Source organism: Pseudomonas sp. O230, assembly GCF_045447035.1.
Classification (GTDB): domain Bacteria; phylum Pseudomonadota; class Gammaproteobacteria; order Pseudomonadales; family Pseudomonadaceae; genus Aquipseudomonas.
In genome coordinates this window covers 234,772-257,985 of record NZ_JBJGXN010000007.1, presented here as the reverse complement: position 1 = coordinate 257,985, position 23,214 = coordinate 234,772, and the positions used below count along the sequence as shown (strand labels likewise).

Genomic DNA, 23,214 nt, shown 5'->3' with positions numbered 1-23,214 from the left:
TCACCCGTCTGCAGCAGATTTAACGCTGGCGCCGAGGCCCGGACCGAGGCGCGTCACGATCAGCGCGACCACCGCGATCCGCTCCACGCGCTGGTAGCCGGGGTTCAACAATTCTTCGCCGAACACGTCGGGATCGATTTCGCGATAGGTCCAGCCGCAGCGCGCCGTCTCCAGATACGGGGTGACCGCGTCCAGAAACGGATCGCGGCCCTCGACCATCGCGATGCCGGTGTACAGCACCAGCGAGCCGCCGGGGGCCAGGCGATTCAACGCTTGTTCGACAATGCGCAACGACAATTGCGCGCCGAACGCCCCGCCGCCGTGGCGATAGGCGCGCTCCGCTGGGTCAGCCATGTACGGTGGGTTGGCGACGATCAGGTCGAAGCTGCCGTCGACATCCCGCAGCACATCGCTGGTCTTGATGCTGACGTTGGCCACTTCGGCAAGCGCGGCATTGACCGCCGTCAGGCGCAGCGCCGCCGGGTTGATGTCGACCGCCAACACCTCGGCTTCGCGGCGGGCGCGGGCGATCACAATGGCGCCGACGCCGGCCCCGCAACCGATGTCCACGGCGCGCCTGACCGGTGCGAAGCTCTGCTGCAGATGGGCGTGGATCAGTTGAGCAAACCGGTAAGTGTCGGGGCCGAAGAACACCGAGTCCGCTGCTTCGGTGGGGAAACTCGAATGCACGAACAACAACTCATCCAGGCTCGACCAGCGCACCCGGCTAATCAGCCGGGCGCCGCGTTCTTCGAGGATGCCCGCCTGTTGCAACTGACGCTGTTCATCCGCCGAGAACAGCCCCGGAGTAAACGCCCTGGACCAGCCGTAAACATCGCGAAGGTTCGCGGCAAGCTGTCCTTCGGCGCGCGCATTGACCCGTTCATGCGTCAGCGGTGTCGGCGTGATAAAGCGGTAACCGTCAGCCTGCAAACGGCGGCCCAATTGCAGCAACGCCAGGTCGTCGGCGCTCAGTTGTGCTTCGTGATTCATGAAACGCTCCCTATCGCAGGCTCGATTTAAGTTCGATGAACCGTCGCGTGGCCATCAGGCCGGCCGGATGAGCGTGTCGGTGGGCAGACAGCCACGGGATCAACGCGTGCATCTGCTCATGCGCGGACCGTCCCTGCAGCGCTGCTTGCAGGCTTTGGACGTCCGGATCATTGACTGGCACGCCAGGCTCTGAGGGGGTCACGGAGCGGCGGCGAACGGCAGTCGCTGAGCGTTCTGGCTGCCAGTCACCGGCAATCCAGTCGTGCAGCAGTTGTTTTTCATACGGGCTGAACACCCCGAACATGGCGGCGCCGTCGCCCTCGATCACCTGCCAGAAACGGCTGTCCTGCGGATTCTGGTGGCGCTTGATCCAGCCCTTGTTTTCCAGGGCCGCGAGAAAGCCCGGCAACTGTTCCGGTGCGGACAGCCACTGATTGACGGTCTTGCCATCGAATCGGCAGTAGTCGGAATGCATGTGTTGGCCGAACGGACGTTTGCGTTCCAGCATGTTCAACACTTCGCTGTAGAGGTCGAACGACTCGATGATCGCGCGACTGCCCTGCCCCAGATCATTGAGTCGGTAACCGAGGCCGACGCGGCGTAGAAAGTCCTCGCGATCACCCTCGATCGGCAACAACTGCAACACCGACTGCACCGCTTTTTGCGCGTGCCCGGTGCTGGCGTTGTCGATGGTCACGTGCAGGGTGAAGTAATACGGATCGATGCCCAATTCGCTGAGCTCGTAGGCGCTGATCAGCAAATGCAGGGGCAGTTGTTCATAGCCTAGGTTGTAGCCGATCACCTCGGGCAAAAACGCGTCGCTGCACTCACCCAATGCCAGTTGTATTGCACCTTGCAAATACTGCTCGTCGGCGATCACGCCGCTGTCCAGCAAACCGTGATCGGCGAGGAGTTTGCGATAGATGACCACGTGATTCTGCGCCGGATTGCCCTCGCCCAACTCTTCCAGATAGGTGCATACCAGCCCTTCGAAACGCGGGTCGCGCCAGTGCCGCAGCAAGCCATACAACCAGGCGCCGTCCACTCGTTTGGTCGGGGCAACGGCTTGCAGGAAAAACAGCGCGTGGGCCTTGTTGCTGAAGAACTGCCGCGGCCCGCCGTCCTTGCGGGCTTTCAGGTAGTCGGCGTATTGGCGAGCTACTTGCGCGCAGTGCTGTTCGACGAAGGATTGCAGGGCCGACAAATCTTTGGGCAGCTCCTCGGGCAGTTCGGCGGCCCGTTGCAGCTGCACTTCGAGGAAGGCGTGGCCGAGCGCACGGCGGTGCTCGCCTTCATCGTTGGTCAGCAGTTGCTCATAGCACTGTTTCAGGCTGCCGGCGGTCGGGATCGGGTGCTCATGGGCAGGCTGGGATTCGAGTCGTGTCAGGACAGTCATAGTGCTCATCTCTCGGTCTGGGGCCAGTGGCAGGACGCTGATTCAGCACGTCTCTAAATCAGCAGAGCGATTCGCCCGGAGAAAAATTCAATCGGGGTTGAAATTGCCCTGACAGACGGACGGATGGCCGGGCATTGGGCGCGCCTGCAAGTGAATATACTCAGGGGGTCTGGACGCATCCTTCGGAGAGCAATCATGCGAACGGTTCACGTCATCGCGCCGGAAAAAACCCCGGTGCCGGTCAATGTGGTGGGCGAGGCGATCACGGTGCTTGCCGGAGGTGATCTAAGCAAACCCTTTGAAATGCATATTCAGGAAGGCGTGCAAGGAGGCGGGCCGCCGCCGCACTTCCATCCGTGGGACGAGGCTTTCTACGTCACCGACGGGCAAGTCGAAGTGACGGTCGAGGGCCAGTCCACCACCGTTTCTGCCGGCGGCTACGTGCATATTCCCGGTGGTTCGATCCATGCCTACAAGAACCTCAGCGCGACCGCGAGGATGATTGGCGTGGTGTCTGATCCGCGCGGCGGTCAGTTTTTTACCGCGGTGGACCGGCTCAGGGTGCCGGAGGATCTGCCGGGGATTCTGGAGATTGCCGAAGCGCACGGGGTTACGTTTCTGATTCCGAAGGCGCCTGTTTGAAGTTCGATTCAAGATTCCAGGGCGCTTCGCCAGCAAGCTGGCTCCTACAGGTCATGGGTGTGCCCATTGCAGGAGCTGGCTTGCCAGCGATAGCGATTCAAGCCGCGCCCGCCTTGGCCTGCTGCTCCAGATGCACCTGCAACTGCGGATCTATCTTCAACGCCGCCGCCAGTTCATCCAGATAGCTGCGCTCGGCGTCTTGTTGATCGTCGACCAGCATCACGCTGGCCAGGTACATTTCCGCGGCCATCGCCGGATCGGTCGCTGATTGCGCCACATCCACGGCATCCAGCGGCCGGGCGACTTCAGCATCCAGCCATTGCTGCAGTTGCGGGTCATCGGTGTGGCGGCCGATTTCAGTGCTGATCATCTGTTTTTCGGCGGCGTCGATCCGGCCATCGGCCTTCGCCGCCGCTATCAACGCGCGCAGGACCGCGTGGCTGTGGTCCTCGACTTCCGGGCCGGAGAGCAGATCCACGGTGCGCGGTGCCTGTTGCGGCGCGGTCGCCTGGCCGCGTTGCCAGGCCTGATACGCCTGAAAAGCCATCATCCCCAGGGACGCCAACGCCGCGTAATTGCTGCCCCCACCCGAGCGACGCTGGGTCGAACCGCCCATGGCAGAGCCGCCGCCCAGTAGGCCACCGAGCAAGCCGCCCAAACCGGCGTTTGTACCGGCACCACCGCCCAGCAGGCCGCCGAGCAACCCGCCAAGACCGCCGCCCATACCGCCTTGAGGTGCGCCGCCATTTTGCTGCGTTTGTGAGCCTTGGCCGGCGCGCAAGAGTTGTTCGAGCAAATCGCTGGTGTTCATCACGACGTCCTCATCGGTTGGAGTTATCCAGTCAGGCAACGATAGTCCTCGTACGTCATTGCGCCATTACCGTTTGGCTGACTTCGTTGCCCATACCTGTCTCGTCCATCCGTGTTTAATGTCTGCATTTTTTCTCACACACGTTCCCCCTGTAGGCGCTGGCTTGCCGGCGATAGCGGTGGGTCAGCCAACTTGTTTATCGCCTGAATGGGCGCCATCGCCGGCAAGCCGGCTCCTGCAGGGGGATATGGATAGGTCAGATACATTTATCGCCTGAGCAAGAATTCCCTCAAGCGAACAGGCCCCGGATTAATCCAGAGTATTTTTTGCCGGCCCAGCTAAGATTCATAAGTGGTGAACCTTATTCGCGGATTTCCGGTCGATACCTGCAACCCGTACCGGTTCGCTGCCGCCCTCGATCAACGAGGGTGATGACTGGCTTGCTTCACTTTCTGGAGAACGCCCCTGTGATATCCACCCTACACATCGCCAGGCTCAAAGCATGGGGCGCCCATGGTTTTACCGCCACTGGCGTGGTCACAGCCTTCCTCGCCACCCTCGCCCTGCTGGAAAACCAACCCACCAATTGCCTGCTGTGGCTGGGCGTCGCGCTGATCGTCGACGGGCTCGACGGCGCACTGGCGCGCAAGGTCAATGTGCAATCGGTGCTGCCGAGTTTCGACGGTTCGATCCTTGACCTGGTCATCGACTACCTGACGTATGTGTTTATCCCGGCGCTGTTTATCTACCGTTACATTCCGCTGCCGGACTACACGCTACTGCTGACCGTCTCACTGATTCTGGTCTCGTCGCTGTTTTGCTTCTGCAACGTCAACATGAAAAGCAAAGACAACTACTTCCAGGGCTTCCCCGCCGCGTGGAACGTGGTTGCGCTGTGCCTGTACATCATCGCTCCGTCGCCGTGGATCACCCTGCTCACTGTCATTGGCCTGGCGTTGCTGACCGTGACCCGGATGAAGTTCCTGCACCCGTTTCGCGTACGCCGGTTCATGCCGATCAACATTGCTGTGACGGCTATCTGGCTGCTGTGCAGCTTGTCGCTGGTGGTCAACCATCCGGTGATCAACCCGATGGTGATGGGGCTCTGGTTGCTGATGTCGGCCTATTTCCTGGGGATTTGCATCTGGCGCACGGCGATGGAGTGGTTTGACGGCTCACGACACTCGTAAGTCGCCATGCCCATTCATATCGTGCGACTCGGCTCACCGCGCCTGCCCGATGAAGGCCTTCGGCTAGGCACGGTGCGGCGCCCGCCGCGTGGCGTGCCGAAGGCTGAGTTTGCCCGTCGGGATTTTTATGATGTGTGGCAGCCGTTGCTGTCGCCCAGTGCTGAATTGGTTGCCGAAGCCAAGTCGGCGGCAGATGAAAAAGCCTGGGAGGGTTTCAGGCGCAAGTTCAAGGCTGAAATGAATCAGCCTGCGCCCAGCCAGTTGCTCGATCTGTTGGCCGCCCTCTCCCATCAAGCCTCACTGGCTGTCGGCTGCTATTGCGAGAATGAGGCGCACTGCCATCGCTCCGTGCTGCGTGAACTGCTGCAGGCACGCGGTGCCAAGATTACTTAGATTAAGACAAACATAACAAATCCCCTTGTAGGAGCTGGCTTGCCAGCGATAGCGGTCTGCCAGTTCACGTGATGGTAACTGGACCGACGCCATCGCCGGCAAGCCAGCTCCTACAGGGGTCGCGTTGCTGTCGGGATTTCGTTTCACGGCGTGCTCGCCACGTTCATCACGCCATCTCGCTCCCGCCTCGCCGGACGGCAGGTTGATCATGGTCAATACTTAAAGGATTGAATGCCTGTCGAATGAGCCTACGCTCGTTTACCCACGGGAGGTTTGTCATGTCTGAGCAATCACGTTTCATGCTGGTCGCCTCACCCCTGATGGAACACAGCCCCGCCTTCGACAGGGCCGCAGCGCTGGCCAAAGCCGAAGACGCGGCGCTGCACATCGTCGCGTTCGATTATCTGGAAGGTCTGGCGACCGCCAGTCTGGTCAACGAAAAGGCGCTGGAGCAGATGCGCCTGGGCTATCTCGATCGACACCGTCAATGGCTTGAGGAGCAGGCGCGGCCCTTGCGCAAGATCGGGGTGCACGTCACCACCGAAGTGGCGTGGGTCGAACGGCCGCTGGAGGAAATCCTGATTCACCTGAAAGAGCAGCCGATGGACGTGCTGATCAAGACGCTGGAGCCGCATTCGATGCTCTCAAGGCTGATGTTCACCCCACTCGACGTGCACTTGCTGCGTGAATGCCCGGTGCCGTTGCATTTCGTCAGCCATGCCGTACATGCCTTGCCACGCAAGATCGTCGCGGCGGTCGACCCGTTCCATCGTGATGATCACTACAAAAGCTTCAACGACCGCATTCTTCACGAAGCCGCAAAACTGGCGAGCGCCTGCAATGCCGAGCTGGATGTGGTCTATGCCTATGACCTCTCATCCATCAGTGCCGATGAATTCGGCTTCGACAACGGTTCGGCGTTTTTCTCGTCGGGCACCGCCAGGACTCTGTCCGACTATGAGGAAGCGGCCTTCAACGAACTGGCCGAACGCAACGGCATCGCGCCGGAGCAACGGCACATGATCATGGGCAACCCGGCAAAGGTCCTGACCCGCTACGCCGACGCCTACGACATCGACGTGATCGTCATGGGCCGGATCGGCCATCGCGGCCTGGGCAGGTTGATCGGCAGCACGGTGGAGCACCTGTTGTACAAAATGCCGTGCAGTGTCTGGGTGGTGTACACCGAGCGGCTGGATGAGTAATCCGTCACGCCACAAAACCCCGGAACCGTGTAACACACCCTGGATGACACGAATCCTGTAGGAGCTGGCTTGCCAGCGATGGCGGTCTGCCAGTTAACGTGATGGTAACTGGACGGACGCTATCGCTGGCAAGCCAGCTCCTACAGAGGGTCATGGCATTTTCAACGTCTTGTGATCACCACTTCCAGGTATTCACTGGGCACCACCAGCGATTTCTCACCCGCCCGGTTCAAGCGGTTGATCAGCTCGGTCAGGTCACTTTCAAGGGCCTGGGCGCCTTCGGGGGGCAGCGCCGCGAACGCCTTGTGGACCGGGCCGTACCAAGTGCGAAACGTGTTGATGAAATGCGCGGCCGAGCGGTAGCGGAAGTTAAAAAGCCGTCGTGTCACCTGAAGCAAAAAGTCGCGTTCATCAAAGTGCGTATGCAACCAGGCCTCGGCCCCCCAGTTAGACGGGGGTTGGGCCCCCGGCGGAGGCGGCAAGTGCCGGCCCAGGGTCTTGAACATCTGGCCGACGAAACCCTCGGGTGTCCAGTTGGCGAGGCCGATCCGGCCGCCAGGACGGCAGACCCGCGCCAGCTCGGCGGCAGCCCTGGACTGGTCCGGGGCGAACATCACGCCGAAGGTCGACAGCACGGCATCGAAACTGCCGTCCTCGAACGGCAGTGCCTCGGCGTCCGCCACTTGGAAGGTCACCTCCAGGCGTTCCGCCCTGGCCCGGTCTTCGCCGCGCTCCAGCAGCGCGGCGACATAGTCGGTGGACGTGACGTGGCTACCGCGGCGCGCGGCCGCCAATGTCGCGTTGCCGTTGCCGGCGGCGACGTCCAGCACGCGTTCATCGCACAGCAGGTCGCAGGCTTCGGCGAGCTGCTCGCCGACGATCTGCAACGTGGTGCCGATCACGGCATAGTCGCCACTGGCCCAAGCGGCCATCTGACGGTTTTTCAAGGCAGTGAGATCAATGGGAGTACTCATTCAATCGCTCCGTTACGAGTTCAAACACCCCCGGTTTATTCCGCCGTGGTGGGGTCGATGACGGTCATGACCTGGGAAATGCGGTTGGCCGGGAAACCGCTCTGCCTGGCGTGTTCCCTGATCAACTCTTCGTTGGGCGAGATGTACACGCAGTAGAGCTTGTCACCGGTGACGTAACTCTGCTGCCACTGCACCTGCGGCAAGTCGTGCAACGCCCTGCAGGACTTTTGCGAAGCCGCTTTCAAATCCCTTTCTGACAGTGTTCCAGCACCCGGAATCTCGCGTTCAATGATGAACTTCGGCATGGCAACCTCTCATTCTTGTTATTGATGACAGGGTCGGCAGACCCTGTGTGCCAACTATCGCGCCGCTGACCAGCGGCGTCCTGCCCGATCGTCGGCCAACCTTGTCCGATCGTCCGGAGGTTTCACGTTGTGCCGCGACAGGCTCACAATCAAAAGCTGCCCGCCCCCAGGGGAACACCACCATGGACGCCCTGTCCCAGACCCTGCGCGTCGTCCGCCTGGTCGGCGCGATTTTCATTAACGCCAGGTTCACTGCCCCCTGGTGTTATCAGTCACCGAGCGCGGACACGGCGGCACCGTTTCTTGAACCCGGCGCCGAACGCGTGGTGATCTTTCACTTGATCACCGAAGGCGAGTGTTATGTCGAGCTCGGTGATGAACCGCCGAAATTGCTGACCGCCGGCGATGTGGTGGTGTTTCCGCTGGGCGACGCCCACCGCATGTGCTCTGAACCGGGTCTCGCGCCGGCCAGCGGTGCACGGCTGGACGTCGTGCTCGCGCGCCGGCCACGGCAATTGAGTTATGGCGGTGGCGGCGCGGTCACGCGCCTGGTGTGCGGCTATCTGGCGTGCGATACGCGGCTGGCGGGCATGTTGTTGACGGGGTTGCCGGCCGTGGTAAAGGTCAATGTGCGCGGCTCGAACGCCGGGATCTGGCTGGAATCTTCGGTGCGTTATGCACTCGCCGAAGCGCGCTCGCCAAGGCCTGGTGGTGAAGGCGTATTGGCCAAGCTGGCCGAGGTGTTGTTCATAGAGGTGCTGCGCTTGTACATGCACGAACAGGGCGAAGGCCGGACCGGGTGGTTGGCAGGTGTGAACGACCGGATCGTCGGCGCAGCCCTCAATGCGCTGCACAAAAAACCCTGTCACACCTGGACCCTGGATGAACTGGCGCGCACCGCCAGTACCTCAAGATCGGTATTGGCCGAACGCTTCCAGCAACTGGTGGGGATTTCGCCGATGCAGTACCTGACGCAATGGCGCATGTTGCTGGCGGCCAACCTGTTACGCAGCAGTAACAGCTCATTGATGCGCATCGCCGAAGAGGTCGGTTATCAGACCGACACGGCGTTCAGTCGGGCGTTTCGGCGGGAGTTCGGTGCACCGCCCGCGGCATGGCGGCGCAGTCAGGAGAAAAGAACAATGGCCCACGGCGCGGAGCCTGTGAGCCATTGAGTTGACGGGTCACGCAGCGGGGGCTTTGGCTTCTTGCAGCAACTGCTGAATCACCTTCTCCTGCGTGTCATAGCTGCCTTCACCGAAGTGGGTGTAACGCAGCTGCCCCTTGGCGTCGATCAGGTAGTGAGCGGGCCAGTACTGATTGTCGAAGTTGCGCCAGATCGTGTAGTTGTTGTCGATGGCCACCGGGTAGGTGATGCCGAGCTTCTTCACCTGATCCTTGACGTTGCCAATGATGCGTTCGAAGCCGTATTCCGGGGTGTGGACGCCGATCACCACCAAGCCATCCTTCTCGTATTTCTTCGCCCAGTCCTTCACATAAGGCAGGGTGTGCTGGCAGTTGATGCAGTCGTAGGTCCAGAAGTCCACCAGCACCACTTTGCCTTTGAGCGAATCATTGGTCAGGGCTGGCGAGTTGATCCATTCAACCGCGCCGGACAGTGACGGCATCGGACCTTGGGCGTTGTCCAGGCTCGAATCGGCCTTGACCTTGCTGACAAGGTAATCGACCACTTTCGGTACGCTTTCAAGCACGCCTTTCTCGATACTGCTGACACCCTCCGAAGAAGTGCCGGCCAGCAGGGTCTTGTCGGCGCCGGTGGAAATCACCGCCGCGGCGGCCAGCACGGCAAACCCGGCACCGCGCCGCAACCAGCCGGTGACCGGAATCGACGCTTTCAAGCGATTGACCAAGCCACGACCGGCGAAGATCAAGGTGCCGAGGGACAACGCGCTGCCCAGGCCGTACGCCACCAGCAACAGGCTGGTCTGCGCGTTGGCGCCTTGCAGCATCGCGCCGGTGAGGATAACGCCGAGGATCGGCCCGGCGCACGGCGCCCAGAGCAGACCGGTGGCGACGCCGATCATCACCGAACCCAGCGGGCCGGACATTTTGCGGGTGTCGGGGTCAAGACGATTGCCCAACAGAACGAACGGGCGTGCCAGCCAGCCACCGACCCGCGCGGAAATCAGCGACAGGGCAAACAGCGCCATGACGATCAGGGCCACGTGACGACCGGTGTTGTTGGCTTGCACCACCCATTCACTGCTGACCACGGCCAGGCTGGAAATCAGGGCGAAGGTCAGGACCATGCCGCCGAGGGTCAGCAGAATCGAGGAGCGGGTGCGGTCGACGCCGGCGAACAGGAACGGCACGACCGGGAGGATGCAAGGGCTGAGGACGGTCAATATGCCGCCCAGGAAAGCGATGAGAAACATGGGGATCACCTTGGAAATAATAGAGGGCGGCGCACCACACATAACCTGTGGGAGCGGGCTTGCCCGCGATGAGGCCGGTACATTCAACGTTGATGTCGACTGACAGTCCGTCATCGCGGGCAAGCCCGCTCCCACATTGGATCAGGGGTGACTACTGAAATACTGTCCGGCTTCAGGCCGTCTGCTCATCCAGCAACTGGCCCTGTGGTGTGCGGCTGCTACCGTTCTCAGCAACCATCTGACCTTGCGGGGTGCGACTGGAACCGTCCTGTACCAGCAAGTCATTGGCGCCCTGCTCGTTCACCGGGGTCAGCTGGAAGCAGGTGCTACTGCCGCAGGTGCTTTGTTCAACGGCGGCGTTGGCGTGGGCAGCGGCGCCTGCAAGGGCGAAGGCAGTGGCGGTCAAAAAGCGGGTTACGTTGTTCATGGTGTTGTTCCTGTTTCAAAGGGGATTGGCAAGCGGTCAGCGAAGGACTCAGTTGTCTGAGTAGCAGTCAGCAAATTTGCGGTAGTCCAGGACCTGGGTTTTATTCTGGGAATCCAGGTAAGTCAGCTGGGCGTCGACAATCCCGCAGGTGTTCGTCGCGTCCTGTTTCAGCGACACCACTTTCTTGATGTCCAGGTGCGTGCCGTAGCTGTAGGTCTTGGCGCTGACGTCGGCTTCGGCACGGGCCGACAGGGTGCAGATGTTCAGTGCGGCAAACAGGCAAGCGGCGTAGATGGCTTTAGTGTTCATGGTGGTTTCCTCAAGGCTTCAATGGGTAGATCGTTCAATTGAGCCGAGGCGGTTGGGTTTGCCTCGATGGAACCTATTAGAAGGCCCTGAGGTATCTCGTCTGTGTCGAGAAGCGGCGCGTGTAAATCGGTACGTATCAAAGGGGCCTGCCGATACACAGCGATACAAAACCCCTGAAATTCGGGGTTTTTAAGTCCATGTGTATCCTTCGACACAGCAGATACACTGCAATACAAAGGGTGGCGGGCGAGCGGGCAAAGGCTCGATAGAGTGTGTGTCATTCCCTATCTGAAGAGGCTTGGCCCCATGGAACACGTCGATCACATCCTCATCGTGGACGATGACCGCGAGATTCGAGAGCTGGTAGGCAACTACCTGAAGAAGAACGGCCTGCGCACCACCGTCGTGGCGGACGGCCGGCAGATGCGTGCGTTTCTGGAGACCACGCCGGTGGACCTGATCGTGCTCGACATCATGATGCCGGGCGACGATGGCCTGATGCTGTGCCGCGAGATCCGCGCCGGCAAACACAAAGCCACCCCGGTGCTGATGCTCACCGCCCGCAACGATGAAACCGACCGCATCATCGGCCTGGAAATGGGCGCCGACGATTACCTGGTCAAGCCGTTCGCCGCCCGTGAACTGCTGGCGCGGATCAACGCGGTGCTGCGCCGCACGCGAATGTTGCCGCCCAACCTGGTGGTCACCGAAAGCGGTCGCCTGCTGGCTTTCGGTCGCTGGCGCCTGGACACGTCGGCCCGCCACTTGCTCGATGACGACGGCACCATGGTTGCGCTCAGTGGCGCAGAATATCGGCTGCTGCGGGTGTTCCTCGATCATCCGCAACGGGTGCTCAACCGCGACCAGCTGCTGAACCTGACCCAGGGCCGCGACGCCGACCTGTTCGACCGCTCCATCGATTTGCTGGTCAGCCGTCTGCGTCAGCGCTTGCTCGACGACGCGCGGGAACCGGCCTACATCAAAACCGTGCGCAGCGAAGGCTATGTGTTTTCGCTGCCGGTGGAAGTCCTCGGGGCGCCCTCATGAACCTTTCCCTGAGATGGCCCCGCACCCTCGCCTCGCGTCTGTCGCTGATTTTCCTGATCGGTCTGATTCTGGCGCAAGCCTTGTCTTTCGGCGCGCAGTACTACGAACGCTACGAAAGCGCGAAAAACACCATGCTGGGCAATCTGGAGACCGATGTCTCGACGTCCATCGCGATCCTCGACCGCTTGCCGGCCGAAGAGCGCACGAGTTGGTTGCAACAACTGGATCGCCGCAACTACCGCTATTTGCTGGATGAAGGTTCGCCGGGCACGGCGATGAGCGATACGCCTATTGCGGTGACTTCGATCAAGGACGCCATCGGCAAGGATTACCCGATGACCGTGACCGACATTCCCGGTCCGATCAAACATTTCCAGGTGCATCTGAAACTGGCCGATGGCAGCCCGGTCACCATCGACGTGCGTCCATCGATGGTGCCGTTGTCGCCCTGGTTGCCGATCGTCTTGCTCGGCCAACTGTTACTGATGATTCTGTGCACCTGGCTGGCCGTGAGAATTGCCATTCGCCCCCTCACCCGCCTCGCACAGGCCGTCGAAACGCTCGACCCCAACACCCACCCGGTGCACCTGGACGAAAAAGGCCCGACCGAAGTCGCCCACGCGGCCATGGCCTTCAACGCCATGCAGGCGCGCATCGCGGCGTACCTCAAAGAACGCATGCAGTTGCTGGCGGCGATTTCCCACGACCTGCAAACCCCGATCACCCGCATGAAACTGCGCGCCGAGCTCATGGACGACTGCAGCGAAAAAGACAAACTGTGGAACGACCTCGGCGAGATGGAGCACCTGGTGCGCGAAGGCGTGGCCTATGCCCGCAGCGTCCATGGCGCCACCGAAGAAAGCCGCCGCACCGATCTGGATTCATTCCTCGACAGCCTGGTGTTCGACTACCAGGACGTGGGCAAGGACGTCCAGCTCAGCGGAAAAAGTCAGACCGTCATCGACACCCGCCCGCACGCCTTGCGCCGCGTGCTGGTGAACCTGACGGACAACGCACTCAAATTCGCCGGCGCGGCAGAACTGCGGGTGGAATCGAAGCCTGGCGGCAGCTTGTCGGTGAAGGTGATGGACCGTGGTCCCGGGATTGCCGAAGACGAACTGGCCCATGTCATGGAGCCGTTCTACCGCGTGGAGAATTCACGCAACCGCAGCACCGGCGGCACCGGCCTTGGCCTGGCGATTGCCCAGCAACTGGCGCTGGCGCTCGGAGGTTCGTTGACCCTGAGCAATCGCGAGGGCGGCGGTTTGTGCGCGGAGCTGAAACTACCGACCCGCCCTGTGTAGGAGCCGGCTTGCCGGCGATGGACGTTAACGATAACGCGTGTTGTCTGGATAAACGCGTTATCGTTAACGCCCATCGCGAGCAAGCTCGCTCCAACAAAAGTGATAGGGACATTGCCCATGGATGAAAACAGAAGACCCATCAAGACGCGTTCTGCGGGCTGGGCCAAATACGTCACCGACAGATTGGTAAAAAGGGACATCTCCCCCAATCAGATCTCCGTGGCCAGCATCGCCTTCGCGCTCGCGGGCATCATCGCACTCAATATCGACACTGGCGTCATCGGCTCAATCCTCTGCGCGCTCGGCATTCAGCTGCGCCTGCTGTGCAACCTGTTCGACGGGATGGTCGCGATTGAGGGCGGCAAGAAATCCGACATCGGCAGCCTCTACAACGAATTCCCCGACCGGATTGCCGACAGCCTGCTGATTGTCGGCCTGGGCTACGCCATCGGCTACTCTGACCTTGGCTGGTTCGCCGCGCTGGCCGCGGCATTGACGGCGTACGTCAGGGTATTTGGCGGTTCGATCGGTCTCAAGCAGAGCTTCATCGGCCCGATGGCCAAGCAACACCGGATGGCGGTGATGACGGCGGGGCTTGTGTTGAACGCTGTCGAAGCGAGCGTTTATGCCAGTCACTATGCGCTGTTGATTGCGCTGTCCATCATCGCCATCGGCTCCGTCGCGACCTGCGTCACGCGAACCCTGGACATTTCCAAGCAGCTAAAAGGTGCCGTCCATGTGGATCAGTAATGCGCTGATTTCCGTCCTGCGATTCCTCATCGGCGTCACGGCGAGATGGGAAAGCCCACCGGATCTCTCGCGCCAGCGCATCTATTTCGCCAATCACACCAGCCACATGGACACCCTGGCAATCATCGCCGCCCTGCCCCCCGAGGCCCGGGTCAATGTGAAACCGGTGGCCGCCGCCGATTACTGGGGGAAGAACCGGTTTCTGTCGTACATCTCCCAGAAAGGCCTGAATGCGGTCCTGATCGAACGTAACCCGGCGCCCGGCGTGAACGTGCTGGAGCCGATTTTCGATGTGGTGCGCGCCGGCCATTCGATCATCATTTTTCCGGAAGGCACGCGGTCCAGCCAGGCATTGCCCGGCGAGTTCAAATCGGGCCTGTACCGCTTGAGCGAGACCTTCCCCGATGTCGACCTGGTGCCCATCTACCTGGAAAACCTCCACCGTTCGATGCCCAAAGGCAAACACGTGCCGCTGCCGATTATCTGCACGATCCGCATCGGCAACCCGATGCAACGGATTGCCGGTGAAGAAAAACAAGTGTTCCTGGAGCGGGCGCGTGACGCCATTGTGAGGCTGTCGAAATGAGTCTTGAAACAAAGTTCCTGTGGTTCTTTTTTGGCATAGCCTGCCTGCTGGCGCTGGCGTCGCTCACCGGTCGACTGCTGGCCAAACGGGCAAAAACCGAAAGCTCGGCCGCGACCATCGACAACCTCAACCAGCGCGTGAATGCCTGGTGGGGGATGGTGATCATCTTCTTCGTGTCCTACCAGTTGGGCGGCAATGCCACCGTCGTGCTCTTTGGCTTCATTTCGCTGTTCGCACTCAGGGAGTTCATCACCCTGACACCGACCACCCGGGGCGACCATAACGCGTTGTTTTCGGCGTTTTTCATCCTGATCCCGCTGCAATATGTGCTGATCGGAACCCACTGGTATTCGATGTTCACACTGCTGATTCCGGTGTATGCGTTCCTGCTGCTACCGGCGATTGCGGTGCTGAGCCAGGACACCGAAGGCTTTTTGGAGAGAACGGCGAAGATCCAGTGGGGCGTGATGATTTGCATCTATTGCATCAGCCACGCACCGGCGCTGTTATTGCTGGATCTGGAAGGCTTCCAGGGCCAGAACGCGCTGCTGCTGTTCTACCTGGTGTTCGTCGTGCAGTTGAGTGACGTGTTGCAGTACGTGTTCGGCAAGCTCTTTGGCAAGCACAAGGTTGCGCCGCTGGTGAGCCCGTCGAAAACCGTGGAAGGCCTGGTCGGCGGCGGTTTGTCGGCCACGCTGATTGGCGGCTGCATGTTCTGGATGACGCCGTTCAGTTTCTGGCAGTCGCTGATGATGTCGTTTGTCATTGTGCTGATGGGTTTCCTGGGCGGCCTGGTGATGTCGGCGATCAAGCGCAGCCTCAGCGCCAAGGACTGGGGCACCATGATCAAGGGCCACGGCGGCATGCTCGACCGGATGGACTCGATCTGCTTCGCGGCCCCGATCTTCTTTCACCTGACTCGGTACTTTTTTTCCGCCCAATAAATAACGCATCCCCCTGTAGGTGTCGGCTGCCGGCGATAGCGATTTTACGGACGCCATCGCCGGCAAGCCGGCTCCTACAGGGGGATGAGGCCTCATCAAAATCTTGGTCCAACCACCCCTTCCCCCTGCATCTGCCGCAACAACGCCGCCCCGCTCGCAATGAAGTCCTGCGATCCCACGGCTCCCGCCTCGACGGCCAATCCTTCCAGCTGTTCACGCCCGTTCAGCTGCGCAAACTCGCCGATTCGCTGCAACAAGCGCCAGGCCAGTGGACTCAGTTCGGAAAACTTCACACTCCAGTCCTGCGCCCGACGAACCAACAGCAATGTCGGCTGAGCCGGAGGCGTTTCAGGCTGATAGTCCGGCCCCACCAATTGCACCGGCCAGGCATACGCCAACGGCCAGGCCAGCGGCGAAAGCTGCAGCGGTCGATCCAGCATCAGCCCGGCATCGCTGGATGGCAAAGGCTCGGCCTCGGATTGTTGCAGCAGCATCTCGATCCACTCGTAATGCGCCAGCTCCACCATGAACGGCGGCCACGGCCCTTCGTGCAACGCTGGCGGTTCTGAAGCGAGAAACTCGACAAACTCCCTGGCGATCTCCCCGAATTTCGGCGTGCGCGCGCGGTAGTCCCGCAGGAAGATTCGCACCAGCGAACGCCAGTGCTCATCGCCAAGAATCTTGATCAGCACCGGAAAGGTGCCGCTGAGCAATATCGAGAGGTTGTTGAAAATCAGGTCGCGGTAAACCTGTGCCCGCGCCACGTCCATTCCGGCCGGCGGCGCGCAATGGTCAGGGTCACGCAGGTAAAGCCCCAAGGTGCTTTGCTGCTGGAACAGGCCTGAGTCAGCCACGGTTCACCCCCTCGGTTTGCAAGCGGCGGATGGTCTGTAATTCGGCGACCAATTCAGAGAACGCCGGGAAATTGAAATCGCGTTCAAGCAACGTCGGTTGCGCGCCGAACCGGGCATAGGCCTGGGCCAGCAACGACCACACCACCGGTTTCACCGAGGCGCCGTGGGTGTCGATTTTCAACGTGTCGGATTCATCGAAATGCCCGGCCACGTGCATCGCCACCACCCGGTCCGAATCGATACCGGCCAGAAACACCTGCGGATCGAAACCGTGATTGATCGAGTTGACGTACACATTGTTGACGTCCAGCAGCAGGTCGCAATCGGCTTCGCGCAGCACCGCGTTGGTGAACGTCAGCTCGTCCATGTCCTGCTGCGGCGCGGCGTAATAGGAGACGTTTTCCACCGCCAGGCGCCGACCGAGGATGTCCTGGGACTGACGAATGCGTGCGGCGACGTGATGCACCGCTTCTTCGGTAAAGGGCAGCGGCAACAGGTCGTAAAGGTGACCGTCATCGCTGCAGTAGCTCAGGTGTTCGCTGTACAGCGGCACGCGGTACTGATCGAGAAAAACCCGCACTTCCTGCAAAAAACCGACGTCCAGCGGCGCCGGCCCGCCCAATGACAGGGACAAGCCATGACAGGACAGCGGATAGCGCTCGGCCAGGGCCCGCAGCGCCGCGCCATGAGCGCCGCCGATGCCGATCCAGTTCTCCGGCGCGACTTCCAGAAAGTCGAAATCGCCCACACGGGCGGCTTGAAGGTCTTTCATTAAACCGCGACGCAGGCCAAGTCCGACGGCGGCCTTCGTTGATGGGATGGAAGTCTGCATGATGTCGATCTCAAAGGGGGTCAGAGCGGAATCACAGTTAACCGAAACGGTGTATCGGGCCTGTGTTGCGAGCCGGCCGAAAATCGCGGCAGTTGTATCGCCAGCGGGTCTGTACACACTTCGGTACAGACCCACCGTTGGGCGTTACACCAGGTCGTACTTCTCACGCACCAGATGGCCGATGCCGATGCGATCGAGCACGTCCATCGGGCACAGGAAGGTCACGCGCACCGTGCCGGGCAAGCGGCTGATGTCGATCGAGCCGGTGATGGTCGCGCGGTTGAGCACTTCGTCATACGGCAGGCCAGTCACCGCAGCGGCACGTTGCAAGCCGTTCTCCACGGCCACGTTGAGGTTCTCGCCGCTGCCAATGAAGGTGATCGGGCCGCTCTGCTCGATCTCGGTCTGGCCCCAGCGCTCACCCAGTTCGCGGACTTTCTGCCGTTGCAGGGCATTCATCGGCCGCGCCATCGGCGGCAGATCGTCGAGGTTTTGCAGGAGGATCGGCCCTTCCAGTGTCAGGTTCTTGATCACTTCGACCTGCACTTCGGTTTCCCCGGAGCAGTCGGTGGCATGCCCGGCGATCTCGCCGTTGCCCTGCTGGGCGTGCATGTCGCCCATGTACACACCGGCGCCCGGGACTTTCACCGGGCAAATCAATACGCAGCCTTCGCGGATCGAGTTGGTGTCCATGTGACCGTCGGTCTTGGCCGCGTGCAGTTCCTCACGCGTCATGCCGAAACGGTGCGGTGCGCCGATCAGGTATTGGCCGAAATCGGCGCAGTTGTGCGAGTCCGGCAAGTCCCGAGACGGCGTGGTGCCGATGTTACCGAGGAACGGCCGCATGTGCGCGGCGACGCCGGGGATGTCGGCACGGGCCAGGGACAGGATCGAATGCTGGGCGGCGAATTCCGGCAACGCCGACATTTCGGAGGCGTTGCCGGCCAGTTGGTTGGCGATGTCCTGATTGACGGTCAGGCTGACCTGATTCTGCGCATCGAACACGATCACGTACCCGTGGCTGAAGCGGAAGGCACTGACCTCGGCGCCGCAGTTGCTGCAACGAATCGAATCTTCGCCGATGCCTTCGACGTAGCTGGCCGGGTGTTCGGTGGCGCATTTGCTACAGAATTTCGCGACGAACGGATCGCCGTTGTAGCGGCCTTCAACAAAACTCATCACGCCGGACGAGGTGGCCAGCGAGGTGACGCGCATGCTTTTGATCTTGATCGCCACGGCGTCGCCGATTTCGGCACCGGCGATGGCCACCGGTTGGGTGACTTCATGGCCGCCCTCGAAGGCCGGCGTAATCATCGGCCCCCAGCAGCCCGGCGGCGTGCCGGTGATCAGGGTGCCGCCGTCGGCCAGCGGGCCGAGCATCGGCTGGCTTGGGCCGATAAGGCCGTTGGTGTATTGGTCGACGCGCAGGCGCTCGACGGGTGCAGATGTCAGGTCGGTTTCAGGCAGGAGCGTGGTCATTGTTGTCCCCTTCACGGTGTATAGGGTGCCAAGCGGCCTATGCAGTTCATCCCAGGTTTGTATCTGGGCTGTGTTCGGCAGTGGCCCGGTATTAAGGGGAAATGTATCGATCAGGAGTCGGGATACATTGGGATACATGCGATCTCAGATCACTAATGGACTCTGTGGGAGCGGGCTTGCCCGCGATGGCAGTGTGTCAGGCGACAGGTAGGTTGGATGTACCGACCTCATCGCGGGCAAGCCCGCTCCCACAGGGTTCAGCGCGAACCATAACGTGCAGCCTCAGGCGCTTTCGTCGCTCCAGCCAGCAGCCCACAGCCCCTGAACTAAACTTAGTGCACCCAGGACGCGGTTATTGTCCTGTTCATTCCCACGACCACCGCCCAGAGCTGGATGCCTCGAAAAACAACGCCTCTGGACCGTGATCCTGCTGAAGGAGCACACGTGATGGACGAGGCCAGACTCAACGATTTCATGGGCAAACTGGTGAACGACATGGGCGGCGCGGCGATGCTCGCCAACGTCATCCTCGGCGAGGAGCTCGGGCTGTACCGGGCAATGGCCGACAGCCAGTTGATCAGCCCCGAAACCCTCGCCGACAAAACCGGCTGCAACCCCCGCCTGCTGCGCGAATGGCTCAGCGCCCACGCCGCGTCCGGTTACATGGAACACCGCGACGGCCAGTTCCGTCTGCCCGAAGAGCAAGCCCTGGCACTGGCGATCGAAGATTCACCGGTCTACGTGGCGGGCGGTGTCGGGGTGGTCGCGTCGTTTTTCCATGACAAGGACAAGCTGGTCAAAGCCATGCGCGGCAACGGCGCCCTGCCTTGGGGCGATCACCATCCGTGCATGTTCAGCGGCACGGAACGCTTCTTCCGGCCCGGCTACAAAGCGCACCTGGTTGCCGAGTGGCTACCGGCCCTTGAAGGCGTCGTCGCCAAACTGGAGGCCGGCGCCAAGGTTGCGGACATCGGCTGTGGGCATGGCGCATCGACGGTGATCATGGCCCAGGCGTTCCCGGACTCGCGGTTCGTCGGCTTCGATTACCACGCGCCGTCCGTCACCGTCGCCACTCAACGCGCCGAGGAAGGCGGTGTGTCCGGGCGGGCGCGGTTCTTCCAGGGCACGGCAAAAAGCTATCCCGGTGACGACTACGACCTGATCTGCTATTTCGACTGCCTGCATGACATGGGCGACCCGGTGGGCGCAGCGCGGCACGCCTATGAGTCGCTGAAGCCGGACGGCACGGTGCTGCTGGTGGAACCGTTCGCCAACGACAAGCTCGACGACAACGTCACGCCCGTTGGCCGGTTGTTCTACGCCGCCTCGACGTTCATTTGCACCCCGAACTCGCTGTCCCAGGAAGTCGGGCTCGGGCTCGGCGCCCAGGCAGGCGAGGCGCGGCTGCGCAAGGTGTTTACGGAGGCGGGATTCAGCACCTTCCGGCGGGCCACGGAAACACCGTTTAACCTGATCCTCGAAGCGCGCAAATAAACGCTGCCCTTGTTGGAGCCGGCCTGCTGGCGATGGCGCCCGAATGATCGCCATCGCCGGCAAGCCGGGCTCCTACAGGGAGTGCTACTCTGCTGACACTCAAGGTTTACCGGAGTGTTGAACATGCTCGACCGCCGCATCCGCGAACAACTCGACCGGCTTCAGCAGCTCATGGCCGACCAGCCGTTCGTGGTCCTGACCGGTGCCGGCATCAGCACCCCGTCGGGCATTCCGGACTACCGCGACCACGAGGGTGTGCGCCGCGGCCGGCAACCGATGATGTATCAGGAGTTTCTCTCCGCGGCCGAATCCCGGCGCCGCTATTGGGCGCGGGCGATGCTCGGCTGGCCGCGAGTGCGCCTGGCTCAGCCGAATGTGGCGCACGAGGCGCTGGCCAGTCTGCAAAGTTCGCAGCAGATCAGTGGGTTGATCACCCAGAACGTCGACACCTTGCACGACCAGGCCGGCAGCCACGACGTGATCGAACTGCATGGCAGCCTGCATCGCGTACTGTGCCTGGATTGCGGGCAGCGCAGTGGGCGGGATTCGATCCAGCAGTTGATGGAAGCACAGAACCCTTACCTGGCCGGTGTCGACGCGGTGCAGGCACCGGATGGCGACACCTTGCTCGATTCGGCGTTCGAAGCGCGGTTTCAGGTACCGCATTGCCCGCTTTGCGCCGGTGAACGGATGAAACCAGACGTGGTGTTTTTTGGCGAGAACGTGGCGCAGCAGACGGCGGTCAAGGCCATGGCCGCAGTGGAAGAAGCCGCGGGATTACTGGTGGTCGGGTCTTCGTTGATGGCGTACTCGGCGTTTCGGTTGTGCCGGGCGGTGGCGGATCAGGGGAAACCGTTGATGGCGATCAATCTGGGCAAGACGCGGGCGGATGACATCCTCGATCTGAAAATCGAAGCCTCCTGCGAACAGTTGTTGCCGCTACTGGCTCAGCGTCTGACGCATTAGCAACTGACACAACGAAACCCTGTAGGAGCCGGCTTGCCGGCGATGACGTCCGCAAAAGCACTGCCCGCCTCAAGATTCGATCGCCGGCAAGCCGGCTGCTACAGAATGGGGGGTAGCCACAAGTTCTTACGCGTTTCACAGCGTCAGGCGCTCACCCAGGTTTTCTTCTTTCAGAATGTCGAACAACGCCTGCGCTGCCGCCGACAACTCCACCCCAGGCTTGGTCAACACCCCGATTGCCCGCTCCACCACCGGGTCGCGCAAGGTAATACACCGTGCACCCAGTTCGCGCATCTGCCCGGCACACAACGCCGGCACCACGCTCACCCCCAGGCCGCTGGCCACCATTCTCCCGACTGTCGCCAACTGATGGCTCTCAAACTCCACCGGCAGTTTCATCCCGCGCGCCTGCAAGTGCTCTTCGAGCATCACCCGCACCGTCGACGGTCGCTGCAAAGTAATGAAGGGTTCTTTCAACAACGTCTGCCAATCAATATCGGCCCATTCGGCGAATGCAGAATCCGACGGCACCACCGCCACAAACCGGTCCCGGTACAACGGTGTGAATTGCAGCGACGAACTGTGGGCCGGTTCAAACGCTACGCCCAGCTCCACCTGCCGATCCCGCACCATTTCCAGCACCTGCTCGTTGATCACGTCATTCACCGTGACGTTGACCTTGGGGTAGCGCGCGCGAAAAGTTTTCAGGATCGGCGGCAGCAGGTTGCCGGCAAACGACGGCATCGCCGCCAGCGTCACGCGCCCGCGCTGCAGGGTAAATCGCTGGCGCAGCTCGTCTTCGGCATTGTCCCAGTCGGCGATCAATCGACGAGCCAACGGCACCAGCGACTCCCCCTCAGCAGTCAGCGCCACGTTGCGCGTGTTGCGGGTAAACAGCCGCCCGCCCAGGCCTTCCTCCAGCGCCTTGATGGTCAGGCTCAGCGCCGATTGCGACAGGTGCAACCGCTCGCAGGCCACGGCAAAGCTCAAACTCTGGGCCACCGCCAGAAAGGCGCGGATCTGCTTGACTGTCATGATCGGTGTCTCCAACGTAGTACGGGCGCTTGATTGGTGAGTTTTATCTATCAATCAACCTTAAAAATCAACTTAACAAATAAATCCTCCGGCGAGACACTCCATCCCAAACGGCTAGCCAGCCGCCCACAAAGAATAAAAGAGGTGCATATGGCAGGTTTCGACAAGCGCGTGAGTTCCTACGAGGAAGCTCTGGCAGGTCTTGAAGACGGCATGACCGTGATCGCTGGCGGCTTCGGCCTGTGCGGCATTCCGGAAAACCTCATCGCCGAGATCAAGCGCAAAGGCACCCGTGATCTCACCGTGGTGTCCAACAACTGCGGCGTCGACGGTTTCGGCCTCGGCGTGCTGCTGGAAGACCGGCAGATCAAAAAAGTAGTGGCCTCCTACGTCGGCGAGAACAAACTGTTCGAAGACCAACTGCTGAAAGGCGAAATCGAAGTCGTCCTGACCCCGCAAGGCACCCTCGCTGAAAAAATGCGCGCGGGCGGTGCCGGTATCCCGGCGTTCTTCACGGCTACTGGCGTCGGCACCCCAGTCGCTGATGGCAAGGAAGTGCGTGAATTCCATGGTCGCAAGTACCTGATGGAAGAATCCATCACCGGTGACTTCGCCATCGTCAAAGGCTGGAAAGCCGACCATTTCGGCAACGTCATCTATCGCCACACCGCCCAGAACTTCAACCCGCTGGCGGCCACCGCCGGCAAGATCACCGTGGTCGAAGTCGAAGAAATCGTCGAACCCGGCGAGCTGGACCCGGCGCAGATCCACACCCCTGGCATCTACGTCGACCGGGTCATTTGCGGCACGTTCGAGAAGCGCATCGAACAGCGCACCGTGCGTAAGTGATCCCCTGCCCCCGGACCGAATGAAGGAATAACA

The 23,214-nt window shown here is 61.2% G+C and carries 25 protein-coding genes; 13 read left to right on the top strand and 12 right to left on the bottom strand.

The features are described 5' to 3' along the window. Together ACI77H_RS17095 and ACI77H_RS17090 are read right to left on the bottom strand one after the other, a co-directional pair. Positions 1 to 993, bottom strand: a complete 993-nt coding sequence (locus ACI77H_RS17095) for a methyltransferase (RefSeq protein ID WP_407012921.1) — start codon at positions 991 to 993, stop codon at positions 1 to 3. 10 nt (positions 994 to 1,003) lie between these two features. Then, positions 1,004 to 2,389, bottom strand: a complete 1,386-nt coding sequence (locus ACI77H_RS17090) for an iron-containing redox enzyme family protein (RefSeq protein ID WP_407013078.1) — start codon at positions 2,387 to 2,389, stop codon at positions 1,004 to 1,006. Between the two features lie 195 nt (positions 2,390 to 2,584). On the opposite strand from ACI77H_RS17090, the gene ACI77H_RS17085 reads away from it, so the two are divergent. Then, the gene (locus tag ACI77H_RS17085; protein ID WP_407012920.1) at positions 2,585 to 3,031 is read left to right on the top strand and encodes a cupin domain-containing protein; all 447 of its coding nucleotides are present in this window, start codon (positions 2,585 to 2,587) and stop codon (positions 3,029 to 3,031) included. Between the two features lie 97 nt (positions 3,032 to 3,128). Here ACI77H_RS17085 and ACI77H_RS17080 read toward each other — a convergent pair whose 3' ends face one another. After that, positions 3,129 to 3,842 carry a tellurite resistance TerB family protein gene (locus ACI77H_RS17080; RefSeq protein ID WP_407012919.1) on the bottom strand — a complete coding sequence of 238 codons (714 nt, stop codon included), beginning with the start codon at positions 3,840 to 3,842 and terminating at the stop codon, positions 3,129 to 3,131. 467 nt (positions 3,843 to 4,309) lie between these two features. Between ACI77H_RS17080 and pcsA the strand changes: the two genes are divergently transcribed. The 3 genes from pcsA (at position 4,310) to ACI77H_RS17065 (ending at position 6,630) form a co-directional block, all read left to right on the top strand. Continuing rightward, positions 4,310 to 5,032 (top strand): phosphatidylcholine synthase, encoded by a 723-nt coding sequence (gene pcsA, locus ACI77H_RS17075; protein WP_407012918.1) that lies wholly within the window; start codon positions 4,310 to 4,312, stop codon positions 5,030 to 5,032. A gap of 6 nt (positions 5,033 to 5,038) precedes the next feature. Further along, the gene (locus tag ACI77H_RS17070) at positions 5,039 to 5,425 is read left to right on the top strand and encodes a DUF488 domain-containing protein (RefSeq protein WP_407012917.1); all 387 of its coding nucleotides are present in this window, start codon (positions 5,039 to 5,041) and stop codon (positions 5,423 to 5,425) included. Positions 5,426 to 5,703: 278 nt separating this feature from the next. Next, entirely contained in the window at positions 5,704 to 6,630 is a 927-nt protein-coding gene (locus ACI77H_RS17065) for a universal stress protein (protein WP_407012916.1), read from the top strand. A 161-nt stretch (positions 6,631 to 6,791) separates the two neighbouring features. Here ACI77H_RS17065 and ACI77H_RS17060 read toward each other — a convergent pair whose 3' ends face one another. Together ACI77H_RS17060 and ACI77H_RS17055 are read right to left on the bottom strand one after the other, a co-directional pair. After that, positions 6,792 to 7,604 carry a class I SAM-dependent methyltransferase gene (locus ACI77H_RS17060; RefSeq protein WP_407012915.1) on the bottom strand — a complete coding sequence of 271 codons (813 nt, stop codon included), beginning with the start codon at positions 7,602 to 7,604 and terminating at the stop codon, positions 6,792 to 6,794. Positions 7,605 to 7,639: 35 nt separating this feature from the next. Beyond that, positions 7,640 to 7,909 (bottom strand): DUF4242 domain-containing protein, encoded by a 270-nt coding sequence (locus tag ACI77H_RS17055; protein ID WP_407012914.1) that lies wholly within the window; start codon positions 7,907 to 7,909, stop codon positions 7,640 to 7,642. Positions 7,910 to 8,091: 182 nt separating this feature from the next. On the opposite strand from ACI77H_RS17055, the gene ACI77H_RS17050 reads away from it, so the two are divergent. Beyond that, positions 8,092 to 9,084: an AraC family transcriptional regulator gene (locus ACI77H_RS17050; RefSeq protein ID WP_407012913.1), complete on the top strand. Its 993-nt coding sequence runs from the start codon at positions 8,092 to 8,094 to the stop codon at positions 9,082 to 9,084. 9 nt (positions 9,085 to 9,093) lie between these two features. Here the strand turns inward: ACI77H_RS17050 and ACI77H_RS17045 are convergent, their stop codons facing one another. The 3 genes from ACI77H_RS17045 to ACI77H_RS17035 form a co-directional block, all read right to left on the bottom strand. After that, positions 9,094 to 10,305, bottom strand: coding sequence for a cytochrome c biogenesis protein DipZ (locus tag ACI77H_RS17045; RefSeq protein WP_407012912.1), 1,212 nt, complete (start codon positions 10,303 to 10,305; stop codon positions 9,094 to 9,096). Positions 10,306 to 10,477: 172 nt separating this feature from the next. Then, positions 10,478 to 10,732: a hypothetical protein gene (locus tag ACI77H_RS17040; RefSeq protein WP_407012911.1), complete on the bottom strand. Its 255-nt coding sequence runs from the start codon at positions 10,730 to 10,732 to the stop codon at positions 10,478 to 10,480. Between the two features lie 48 nt (positions 10,733 to 10,780). Further along, the gene (locus ACI77H_RS17035) at positions 10,781 to 11,041 is read right to left on the bottom strand and encodes a DUF2790 domain-containing protein (protein WP_407012910.1); all 261 of its coding nucleotides are present in this window, start codon (positions 11,039 to 11,041) and stop codon (positions 10,781 to 10,783) included. 306 nt (positions 11,042 to 11,347) lie between these two features. Here ACI77H_RS17035 and ACI77H_RS17030 point away from each other — a divergent pair, with 306 nt between their 5' ends. The 5 genes from ACI77H_RS17030 (at position 11,348) to ACI77H_RS17010 (ending at position 15,672) form a co-directional block, all read left to right on the top strand. Further along, positions 11,348 to 12,088: a response regulator gene (locus ACI77H_RS17030; protein ID WP_407012909.1), complete on the top strand. Its 741-nt coding sequence runs from the start codon at positions 11,348 to 11,350 to the stop codon at positions 12,086 to 12,088. After that, the gene (locus tag ACI77H_RS17025; RefSeq protein WP_407012908.1) at positions 12,085 to 13,392 is read left to right on the top strand and encodes an ATP-binding protein; all 1,308 of its coding nucleotides are present in this window, start codon (positions 12,085 to 12,087) and stop codon (positions 13,390 to 13,392) included. The genes ACI77H_RS17030 and ACI77H_RS17025 overlap by 4 nt, the downstream gene beginning before the upstream one ends. A 117-nt stretch (positions 13,393 to 13,509) precedes the next feature. Then, the gene (locus ACI77H_RS17020; RefSeq protein WP_407012907.1) at positions 13,510 to 14,142 is read left to right on the top strand and encodes a CDP-alcohol phosphatidyltransferase family protein; all 633 of its coding nucleotides are present in this window, start codon (positions 13,510 to 13,512) and stop codon (positions 14,140 to 14,142) included. Then, the gene (locus tag ACI77H_RS17015; RefSeq protein WP_407012906.1) at positions 14,129 to 14,728 is read left to right on the top strand and encodes a lysophospholipid acyltransferase family protein; all 600 of its coding nucleotides are present in this window, start codon (positions 14,129 to 14,131) and stop codon (positions 14,726 to 14,728) included. The genes ACI77H_RS17020 and ACI77H_RS17015 overlap by 14 nt, the downstream gene beginning before the upstream one ends. Beyond that, the gene (locus ACI77H_RS17010) at positions 14,725 to 15,672 is read left to right on the top strand and encodes a phosphatidate cytidylyltransferase (RefSeq protein ID WP_407012905.1); all 948 of its coding nucleotides are present in this window, start codon (positions 14,725 to 14,727) and stop codon (positions 15,670 to 15,672) included. Before ACI77H_RS17015 ends, ACI77H_RS17010 begins: the two co-directional genes overlap by 4 nt. A 95-nt stretch (positions 15,673 to 15,767) precedes the next feature. On the opposite strand, the gene ACI77H_RS17005 is transcribed toward ACI77H_RS17010, so the two are convergent. From ACI77H_RS17005 to ACI77H_RS16995, 3 genes are all read right to left on the bottom strand, one after another. Next, the gene (locus ACI77H_RS17005; protein WP_407012904.1) at positions 15,768 to 16,526 is read right to left on the bottom strand and encodes a DUF2063 domain-containing protein; all 759 of its coding nucleotides are present in this window, start codon (positions 16,524 to 16,526) and stop codon (positions 15,768 to 15,770) included. Continuing rightward, positions 16,519 to 17,358, bottom strand: coding sequence for a DUF692 domain-containing protein (locus ACI77H_RS17000; protein WP_407012903.1), 840 nt, complete (start codon positions 17,356 to 17,358; stop codon positions 16,519 to 16,521). Before ACI77H_RS17000 ends, ACI77H_RS17005 begins: the two co-directional genes overlap by 8 nt. Positions 17,359 to 17,502: 144 nt before the next feature. After that, positions 17,503 to 18,837 carry an acetamidase/formamidase family protein gene (locus ACI77H_RS16995; RefSeq protein WP_407012902.1) on the bottom strand — a complete coding sequence of 445 codons (1,335 nt, stop codon included), beginning with the start codon at positions 18,835 to 18,837 and terminating at the stop codon, positions 17,503 to 17,505. 447 nt (positions 18,838 to 19,284) lie between these two features. On the opposite strand from ACI77H_RS16995, the gene ACI77H_RS16990 reads away from it, so the two are divergent. Together ACI77H_RS16990 and ACI77H_RS16985 are read left to right on the top strand one after the other, a co-directional pair. After that, entirely contained in the window at positions 19,285 to 20,331 is a 1,047-nt protein-coding gene (locus ACI77H_RS16990; protein ID WP_407012901.1) for a class I SAM-dependent methyltransferase, read from the top strand. Positions 20,332 to 20,454: 123 nt separating this feature from the next. Further along, entirely contained in the window at positions 20,455 to 21,297 is an 843-nt protein-coding gene (locus ACI77H_RS16985) for an NAD-dependent protein deacetylase (RefSeq protein WP_407012900.1), read from the top strand. A gap of 135 nt (positions 21,298 to 21,432) precedes the next feature. Here the strand turns inward: ACI77H_RS16985 and ACI77H_RS16980 are convergent, their stop codons facing one another. Then, positions 21,433 to 22,332: a LysR substrate-binding domain-containing protein gene (locus ACI77H_RS16980; protein ID WP_407012899.1), complete on the bottom strand. Its 900-nt coding sequence runs from the start codon at positions 22,330 to 22,332 to the stop codon at positions 21,433 to 21,435. A gap of 150 nt (positions 22,333 to 22,482) precedes the next feature. Between ACI77H_RS16980 and ACI77H_RS16975 the strand changes: the two genes are divergently transcribed. Then, positions 22,483 to 23,181 carry a CoA transferase subunit A gene (locus tag ACI77H_RS16975; RefSeq protein WP_407012897.1) on the top strand — a complete coding sequence of 233 codons (699 nt, stop codon included), beginning with the start codon at positions 22,483 to 22,485 and terminating at the stop codon, positions 23,179 to 23,181. The last annotated feature ends 33 nt before the right edge of the window (positions 23,182 to 23,214 follow it).

Excerpts from the sequence above, each read along its gene's own strand:
- ACI77H_RS17095 (WP_407012921.1), bottom strand. The coding sequence starts at position 993 with ATGAATCACGAAGCACAACTGAGCGCCGACGACCTGGCGTTGCTGCAA.
- ACI77H_RS17090 (WP_407013078.1), bottom strand. The coding sequence starts at position 2,389 with ATGACTGTCCTGACACGACTCGAATCCCAGCCTGCCCATGAGCACCCG.
- ACI77H_RS17085 (WP_407012920.1), top strand. The coding sequence starts at position 2,585 with ATGCGAACGGTTCACGTCATCGCGCCGGAAAAAACCCCGGTGCCGGTC.
- ACI77H_RS17080 (WP_407012919.1), bottom strand. The coding sequence starts at position 3,842 with ATGAACACCAGCGATTTGCTCGAACAACTCTTGCGCGCCGGCCAAGGC.
- ACI77H_RS17070 (WP_407012917.1), top strand. The coding sequence starts at position 5,039 with ATGCCCATTCATATCGTGCGACTCGGCTCACCGCGCCTGCCCGATGAA.
- ACI77H_RS17065 (WP_407012916.1), top strand. The coding sequence starts at position 5,704 with ATGTCTGAGCAATCACGTTTCATGCTGGTCGCCTCACCCCTGATGGAA.
- ACI77H_RS17060 (WP_407012915.1), bottom strand. The coding sequence starts at position 7,604 with ATGAGTACTCCCATTGATCTCACTGCCTTGAAAAACCGTCAGATGGCC.
- ACI77H_RS17055 (WP_407012914.1), bottom strand. The coding sequence starts at position 7,909 with ATGCCGAAGTTCATCATTGAACGCGAGATTCCGGGTGCTGGAACACTG.
- ACI77H_RS17050 (WP_407012913.1), top strand. The coding sequence starts at position 8,092 with ATGGACGCCCTGTCCCAGACCCTGCGCGTCGTCCGCCTGGTCGGCGCG.
- ACI77H_RS17045 (WP_407012912.1), bottom strand. The coding sequence starts at position 10,305 with ATGTTTCTCATCGCTTTCCTGGGCGGCATATTGACCGTCCTCAGCCCT.
- ACI77H_RS17040 (WP_407012911.1), bottom strand. The coding sequence starts at position 10,732 with ATGAACAACGTAACCCGCTTTTTGACCGCCACTGCCTTCGCCCTTGCA.
- ACI77H_RS17035 (WP_407012910.1), bottom strand. The coding sequence starts at position 11,041 with ATGAACACTAAAGCCATCTACGCCGCTTGCCTGTTTGCCGCACTGAAC.
- ACI77H_RS17030 (WP_407012909.1), top strand. The coding sequence starts at position 11,348 with ATGGAACACGTCGATCACATCCTCATCGTGGACGATGACCGCGAGATT.
- ACI77H_RS17025 (WP_407012908.1), top strand. The coding sequence starts at position 12,085 with ATGAACCTTTCCCTGAGATGGCCCCGCACCCTCGCCTCGCGTCTGTCG.
- ACI77H_RS17020 (WP_407012907.1), top strand. The coding sequence starts at position 13,510 with ATGGATGAAAACAGAAGACCCATCAAGACGCGTTCTGCGGGCTGGGCC.
- ACI77H_RS17015 (WP_407012906.1), top strand. The coding sequence starts at position 14,129 with ATGTGGATCAGTAATGCGCTGATTTCCGTCCTGCGATTCCTCATCGGC.
- ACI77H_RS17010 (WP_407012905.1), top strand. The coding sequence starts at position 14,725 with ATGAGTCTTGAAACAAAGTTCCTGTGGTTCTTTTTTGGCATAGCCTGC.
- ACI77H_RS17000 (WP_407012903.1), bottom strand. The coding sequence starts at position 17,358 with ATGCAGACTTCCATCCCATCAACGAAGGCCGCCGTCGGACTTGGCCTG.
- ACI77H_RS16995 (WP_407012902.1), bottom strand. The coding sequence starts at position 18,837 with ATGACCACGCTCCTGCCTGAAACCGACCTGACATCTGCACCCGTCGAG.
- ACI77H_RS16990 (WP_407012901.1), top strand. The coding sequence starts at position 19,285 with ATGGACGAGGCCAGACTCAACGATTTCATGGGCAAACTGGTGAACGAC.
- ACI77H_RS16985 (WP_407012900.1), top strand. The coding sequence starts at position 20,455 with ATGCTCGACCGCCGCATCCGCGAACAACTCGACCGGCTTCAGCAGCTC.
- ACI77H_RS16980 (WP_407012899.1), bottom strand. The coding sequence starts at position 22,332 with ATGACAGTCAAGCAGATCCGCGCCTTTCTGGCGGTGGCCCAGAGTTTG.
- ACI77H_RS16975 (WP_407012897.1), top strand. The coding sequence starts at position 22,483 with ATGGCAGGTTTCGACAAGCGCGTGAGTTCCTACGAGGAAGCTCTGGCA.